This is a genomic window from Mesorhizobium sp. M7A.F.Ca.CA.002.05.1.1, from assembly GCF_003998335.1.
Classification (GTDB): Bacteria; Pseudomonadota; Alphaproteobacteria; order Rhizobiales; family Rhizobiaceae; genus Mesorhizobium.
Map to the genome: position 1 here is coordinate 1 of NZ_RZQI01000786.1, position 2811 is coordinate 2811.

A 2811-nucleotide genomic window follows, 5' to 3' on the forward strand; every position below is an offset into this window, starting at 1 on the left:
CATCAGCGCCACGCACAAGCACCCCTTGCCAACGCAACATGCCGCGATCGCAGGCTACGACATGGTCGGCATCACCGTCGACGAGCGTGGCTGGATCGCGCTCGAGCCGCAGCGCAACGCCGCCTAGGCGGCATCTAGAAATCGCTGGTGAGGCCCTTTACCTCCCAGTCGCCGTAGCGCCCTGGCTCCTTGCCGCCGCGGCCACCGATCTCCTTCGGCAGCGCGGCCTCCTTTTCGCGGTAGTCTTCCCGCCGCGCTGCGGCCTCGGCCAACGCACGGCGTGCGGCCGGCGTTAGCTCTCTCTGCGATGCCGTTTCGGCAGAAGCGGCGCCTGTTTTACTGATTTCGTCGGTCATGCGATAATCTCGGCAGATTGAGCCCAGTCAATTGAAACAGGAACTGGCGTTTCCCATCATATAGCCATGAACGCACGACGATCGACCCCTTTTCGGTGCCATTTCGACAGGAGCAGACGATGAACACCATCCGCACCGCCATGCTTCTTGCCGCGATGACGGCGCTGTTCATGGGCGTCGGCTTTTTGATCGGCGGCACCGGCGGCATGATGATCGCCTTCCTGTTCGCGGCCGGCACCAATCTGTTCAGCTACTGGAATGCCGACAAGATGGTGCTGTCGATGAACCGTGCCGTCGAGGTCGACGAAAGGAACGCGCCCGAATATTACGCCATCGTCCAGGCAATGGCCAAACAGGCCGGCCTGCCGATGCCGAAGACCTATCTGATCGACAACCCGCAGCCGAACGCCTTTGCCACCGGCCGCAACCCGCAGAACGCGGCGGTTGCTGCCTCCACCGGCCTGTTACAAGCGCTGACGCCTGAAGAGGTCGCAGCCGTCATGGCGCACGAGCTCGCCCATGTGCAGCACCGCGACACGCTCACCATGACGATCGTCGCCACCTTTGCCGGTGCCATCTCGATGCTCGGCAATTTCGCCTTCTTTTTCAGTGGCAATCGCGACAACAATCCGTTCGGCTTTGTCGGCGTGCTGGCGGCGATGATCGTAGCGCCCTTTGCCGCGATGGTCGTGCAGATGGCGGTCAGCCGCACCCGCGAATACGAGGCCGACCGGCGTGGCGCTGAAATCTGTGGACACCCGCTCTGGCTGGCATCGGCGCTTGACAAGATCGCCCGCGGCGCCGAACGCATCCGCAACCCCGATGCCGAGCGCAATCCCGCGACCGCGCATCTCTTCATCATCAATCCCCTTCACGGCGAGCGCATGGACAGCCTGTTCTCCACCCACCCCGCCACTGAGAACCGCATCGCAGCCTTGCAGGCGATGGCGCAGCAGATGCAAGGCGAAACCCAGGCCGCCCCGCGCCAGGCATCGACGCCACGGCAGGCAGATCAACCGCGGCCATCCGGCCCATGGGGCGAGGCAGCGCAGCCCGAGCAGCCGGCGGAGCCCGCCAAGCCCAAATCCAACCCATGGGGTCGCAATCCGACCGGGCCCAAGGGCCGGTGGTCGTGAGCGTGGCGGACAGAGGACCACGACGCACAGTTTCAAGTGATCAGGAACACAGGGACGGCGGCGACTTCGTTGCCGGTCTCGCCGCACGCAAGGCGGCGGCGCGCCTGCTTGCCGCCGTCATCGACGCCAGGACGCCGCTTGATGGGCTGACCGATCACGAAAACGGCCACCCGCAATACAAGGCGCTCGACATGCGCGATCGCGGCCTTGTCCGCGCCATCCTGGTCACCGCGCTGCGCTATCGCATGACCATATCAGGGCTGCTGGCGCGGCGCCTGGAAAAGCCGCTGCCGCCCAACGCCACCGCTTTGTCGCACATATTGCATGTCGCCGCAGCCCAGATCCTGTTCCTCGATATTCCCGACAGCGCCGCCGTCGACATTGCGGTGACCCATGCCAAGTCCGATCCGCGCACGGTGCGCTTCTCCGGCCTCGTCAATGGCGTTCTGCGCACACTGGCACGTGCCAAGGAAACGGAATTGCCTGCCGCCCTTGCCGCCACCGACGAAGCGCCAAAGTGGTTTTCCGATCGGCTGAAGACCACCTACGGCAACGAGAAGGCCAGACAGATCCTCGAAGCGCATCGCGTTGAGGCGCCGGTCGACTTCTCGGTCAAGGCCGATCCCGGTCTCTGGGCCGAAAAACTCGGCGGCATCGTCCTGCCGACCGGCACGGTGCGGGTCGAGAATCTTGTCGGTCCTGTCACTGAATTGCCTGGCTTTGCCGAGGGCGCCTGGTGGGTCCAGGACGCCGCGGCCAGCCTGCCGGCCCGGCTGTTCGGCGATGTCGCGGGATTGCGGGTTGCCGATCTCTGCGCCGCGCCCGGCGGCAAGACGGCGCAGCTGATCGTTGCCGGCGCGAAGGTCACCGCCGTCGACACCTCGAAAAACCGGCTCGTGCGGCTGACGCAGAATCTCGAGCGTCTCGGCCTGTCCGCCGAAATCGTTCAGGCCGACCTGCTCAAGTATGAGCCAGAAGAACTGTTCGACGCTGTTCTCCTCGACGCACCCTGCTCGTCGACCGGCACGGTGCGGCGGCACCCCGACGTGCCATGGACCAAGACTTCGGCTGATGTCGAAAAACTGGCCGACCTGCAACGCAGGCTGCTCGCCCGCGCCGTCACGCTGGTGAAGCCCGGCGGCAGGATCGTCTTTTCCAACTGTTCGCTCGATCCGCTCGAAGGCGAGGATCTCTATCACGCCTTTCTGGCCGGCACGCCTGAAGTCGCCAACGATCCGCTGCGGCAAGGCGAGATCGCCGGCATCGATTCGTTCCTGACGCCGCAAGGCACGCTGCGCACCACGCCCGCCGACCTGGAG

Annotated in this window: 3 protein-coding genes and 1 pseudogene; 3 read left to right on the forward strand and 1 reads right to left on the reverse strand. The window is 65.0% G+C overall.

Annotated elements, in window-relative coordinates:
• A pseudogene (locus EN939_RS39390) lies at positions 1-127 on the forward strand (HAD family hydrolase); the annotation flags it as partial.
• 7 nt (positions 128-134) lie between these two features.
• Here EN939_RS39390 and EN939_RS28410 read toward each other — a convergent pair.
• Positions 135-356: a DUF1674 domain-containing protein gene (locus EN939_RS28410; protein WP_127271030.1), complete on the reverse strand. Its 222-nt coding sequence runs from the start codon at positions 354-356 to the stop codon at positions 135-137.
• Positions 357-475: 119 nt separating this feature from the next.
• Between EN939_RS28410 and htpX the strand changes: the two genes are divergently transcribed.
• Positions 476-1492: a zinc metalloprotease HtpX gene (gene htpX / locus EN939_RS28415; RefSeq protein WP_127271031.1), complete on the forward strand. Its 1017-nt coding sequence runs from the start codon at positions 476-478 to the stop codon at positions 1490-1492.
• Positions 1483-2811, forward strand: a 1329-nt coding sequence (locus tag EN939_RS28420) for an RsmB/NOP family class I SAM-dependent RNA methyltransferase (protein WP_442919571.1), incomplete at its 3' end; no start/stop codon positions are given. The genes htpX and EN939_RS28420, both read left to right, overlap by 10 nt.

What these genes read in the sequence shown, in the direction of transcription:
- EN939_RS28410 (WP_127271030.1), bottom strand. Translation starts at nt 356, where the DNA reads ATGACCGACGAAATCAGTAAAACAGGCGCCGCTTCTGCCGAAACGGCA.
- htpX (WP_127271031.1), top strand. Translation starts at nt 476, where the DNA reads ATGAACACCATCCGCACCGCCATGCTTCTTGCCGCGATGACGGCGCTG.